The 1,354-nt window shown below is 66.4% G+C and carries 3 protein-coding genes; all 3 read right to left on the bottom strand.

Features of this window, described 5'->3' with window-relative positions; genetic code table 11:
• Positions 1-409 (bottom strand): flavoprotein (locus ACQKIP_RS47530; protein ID WP_427745879.1); only part of this gene is annotated, 409 nt, incomplete at its 3' end.
• Positions 410-528: 119 nt separating this feature from the next.
• Positions 529-801, bottom strand: coding sequence for a DNA-directed RNA polymerase subunit omega (gene rpoZ, locus ACQKIP_RS47535; RefSeq protein WP_005319902.1), 273 nt, complete (start codon positions 799-801; stop codon positions 529-531).
• Positions 802-877: 76 nt separating this feature from the next.
• On the bottom strand, positions 878-1,354 hold a 477-nt coding region (gene gmk / locus ACQKIP_RS47540), incomplete at its 5' end, for a guanylate kinase (RefSeq protein ID WP_427745880.1).

Below are 1,354 nucleotides of genomic sequence, written 5' to 3' on the forward strand. Positions count from 1 at the left end.
GCGTGGCGACGTTCTCCTGCGTGGCCGGGTGCTCCCACATCTCCGTGTGCATGGCGGGCGCGAAGATCACCGGACAGCGGGCGGTGAGGAGGGTGTTCGTCAGGAGGTCGTCGGCGAGGCCGTGAGCCGCCTTCGCCATCATGTCGGCCGTCGCGGGGGCGACGATCACGACGTCGGCGGACTGGCCGATCCGTACGTGCGGCACCTCGTGGACGTCGGACCACACCTCGGTCGAGACCGGATTGCCGGACAGCGCCGACCAGGTCGCCTCCCCCACGAAGTGCAGGGCCGAATCGGTCGGCACGACGCGTACGTCATGGCCCGACTCGGTCAGCCGCCGCAGCAGCTCACAGGCCTTGTACGCGGCGATTCCGCCGCTGACCCCCAGAACGACCTTGGGCTTGCCCACCGTGCCTCCCCGCACTTCTGCTCCCCGGTTTTGGGAACGTACGACTCCATGACACACCACAGGCCCGGCAGTCGCGCTGCCGGGCCTGTGGTGAGGAAACTGCAGATGAAGAAAAGCGACTACTGGGCCGGGCCCTCGATGGCCTCGGACGTCAGCAGACCCGCGTTGATCTCGCGGAGCGCGATGGAGAGCGGCTTCTCGTGGACGTGCGTGTCCACCAGCGGGCCGACGTACTCCAGCAGGCCCTCACCGAGCTGCGAGTAGTACGCGTTGATCTGGCGCGCGCGCTTGGCGGCGTAGATCACGAGGCTGTACTTCGAGTCGGTTGCTTCGAGGAGCTCATCAATCGGCGGGTTGATGATGCCCTCGGGCGCAGTGATGGAAGAGGACACTCTCTGCCTTCCGATGGGGATTGGCCTTCGAAATGGAGATGGAAGATCAATCCGGGATTACTGAGGATGAAGAAGATCAAACAACTTTCATCAAGGCTAGCAGCTCACGTGCCACGTCCTCGACGGAGGTATTGACCAGGGTCGTGTCGAACTCGGCCTCCGCGGCGAGTTCGATCTTCGCCGCGCCGAGCCTGCGCTCGATCACCTCGGGAGCTTCGGTCCCCCGGCCGGTGAGCCGGCGGACCAGCTCCTCCCAGCTCGGCGGGGCGAGGAAGACCAGCTGGGCCTCGGACATCGACTCGCGGACCAGGCGCGCGCCCTGCAGATCGATCTCCAGGAGGACGGGCTCGCCCGCCTCGAGGCGTTCGAGCACCGCGCCCCGGGGCGTGCCGTAGCGGTTGCCCGCGAACTCAGCCCATTCGAGCAGCTCGCTGTTGGCGATCAGCTTGTCCATTTCCTCGTCGGAGACGAAGAAGTAGTGGACGCCGTGCTTCTCGCCGGGGCGCGGCTTTCGGGTGGTGGCCGAGACCGAGAGCCACACCTCGGGGTGTTC

This window comes from Streptomyces sp. NPDC059900 (assembly GCF_050270335.1).
Lineage (GTDB): Bacteria > Actinomycetota > Actinomycetes > Streptomycetales > Streptomycetaceae > Streptomyces.